The sequence below is a fragment of the Actinomadura logoneensis genome (assembly GCF_003428695.1).
Lineage (GTDB): Bacteria > Actinomycetota > Actinomycetes > Streptosporangiales > Streptosporangiaceae > Spirillospora > Spirillospora logoneensis.
Genome location: NZ_QURH01000594.1, coordinates 1 through 1,998 on the forward strand (window position 1 = coordinate 1; position 1,998 = coordinate 1,998).

A 1,998-nucleotide genomic window follows, 5' to 3' on the forward strand; every position below is an offset into this window, starting at 1 on the left:
CCCGGTGCGGACGCGGCGGCGAACGCGGCGGCCTCGGACGCGGCGGTGCGCGGCCGGTACCGGGGCACCGAGCGGTGCCAGTCCAGCGACGCGCGCATCGCTCGGCGCAGCCGGTCGGCGAGCCGGCCGGTGTCGCGGGCGTCCCACGGGACGCCGCGGCGCAGGATCTGGAAGTCCGAGGCGCGCGCCGCGATCAGCGTGCGGGCCTGGTCCACCGCCTCCTGGAGCGTTCCGGCCCGCCGCTCGTGGAGCAGCAGCACCAGGTTGGCGCGCTCCCCGAACGCCAGGTCCTTCTCCACCGAGAACAGGTCGTTGGTCCAGGAGATGACGTCGGCCGCCGCGGCGCGCAGCCCGGCCGCGGCCGGGTCGTCGGGCGGCGAGATGCGGTCCACGGCCTCGAACAGGTCGAAGAAGACGTCCGCGCCGAACAGGTCCCGGCGCAGCACGATGTAGGCGGGCAGCCGCAGCGCCCGCCCGTCGGCGCGCCGGTCCACCATCGCGCACTGGGCGTTCAGGTGCCGCTCCATGTGCCCGGCGAACCGCTCCCGCCAGGCCGGGCCCGCCAGCCGGGACGTGCGCGGCCACAGGTCGTCGGCCAGCACCGCCAGCATCGGGTCGACCGGGCCGTCCCCGCCGGGCTCGCCGCGCAGCACCGCCAGGGCGGACGCGGCGAAGTCCGCCAGCACCCCGTCGGCCGCCCACGGGCCGTCGTCCACCCGGTCGTCCAGCAGCAGCACCCACAGGAACCACGCCATCAGCACCGCCGCCCGGTCGGGGTCGGCCCGCCCGGTCAGCGCGATGCCGAGGTCCAGCAGCCGCGAGGACTCCAGCCGCGCCCGGCCGCGCGGCCCGACCAGTCCCCGCTCCTCGGCCCACCCGCACACCCCGGCCCGTAGCACGTCGGCGTCGGCGCGGCGTACCGGTCCGGGAAAAGGCAGGGTGAGTTCCGGAATCCGGAATCCGGTCATCGTGTCCGCCGCCATTCCCGCGCCCCCGTAGACTCGCCGTTTCGGTCGTGCCCGCGCCGCGACCCGCGCCGGGCGGGCCCGCGCGTCGCGGTGCCCCCTGCCGGGCCGTGCTGCGGCGCGGAGTCCCGGCGGCATTCGGCGCACCGGGCCCGCACGCATCGTGACCGGATCCTGCCGCGTGCGAGCCCGCCGGACATGCGGTTTGACCGCGATTTGCCGACCAGATTCCAGGGCCGTCACCAACCCCGCCGTCCGACATACGGTCTGTCCGCAACTGTCCGAAGGGTCCAACCGAAACTCGGAATACGGACGGTCCGTCCGGATGGCCCGTCCGCGGGGCGGCAGCCGCACGCCGCCCGGACCCGCGGCCCCACGGAACCCCCGCTCCCATGGGCCTTCCCGGCCTCTCCGGCCGTCCGTCCGGACGCCGACTCGGCGGTTTCCGGGACGCGATGCGGTAGAGTCGCTGCCGCGAAGGGGAGTAGCCCTGCGAACCGGTCGTCGACACACTGGAGCCACCGCTCCCGGTGACCGGGTCCGCCGCCGGCGGACGGGCGAGACCTTCGATCCCTTTTCTGTCGATGACCAGACGCGTCGTCGGCCGGGATCGAGGTCTCGCGAGGACGCCCCGGAGCGCCCCCCGGCCTCGGCCCCCGGCGACGCGGGAGGAGCGGGTACCGGACGTGTGGCATTTCGTCCTGCTGATCGCCTGTGCGGTGGCGATCTATCTGTCGTGTGAGTGGTTCGTCAACGCCGTCGAGTGGCTGGGGCACCGGCTGAAGGTCGGCCGGATGGCGGTCGGCACGGTCCTGGCGGCCTTCGGCACCGCGCTCCCCGAGTCGGTGGTGACGCTCGTCGCCGTCACCTCCGGGGGCGGCGAGGCCGGCAAGGACATCGGCGTCGGCGCCGCCATGGGCGGCCCCCTGGCGCTGGCCACCGTCGCCTACGCCGTCACCGGGATCGCCCTGCTGATGACCCGCCGGTCGCGCGCCCGCGCGCGGATCCTCGCGGGCGCCGGCGGGTCGTCGGC

The 1,998-nt window shown here is 75.8% G+C and carries 2 protein-coding genes; one reads left to right on the forward strand and one right to left on the reverse strand.

All coding sequences use genetic code 11. The annotated features are described in order from the left end of the window. Positions 1 to 968 (reverse strand): terpene synthase family protein (locus DZF91_RS24505; protein ID WP_235834521.1); only part of this gene is annotated, 968 nt, incomplete at its 3' end. 683 nt (positions 969 to 1,651) lie between these two features. Here DZF91_RS24505 and DZF91_RS24510 point away from each other — a divergent pair. Further along, positions 1,652 to 1,998, forward strand: a 347-nt coding sequence (locus tag DZF91_RS24510) for a hypothetical protein (RefSeq protein ID WP_207661899.1), incomplete at its 3' end; no start/stop codon positions are given.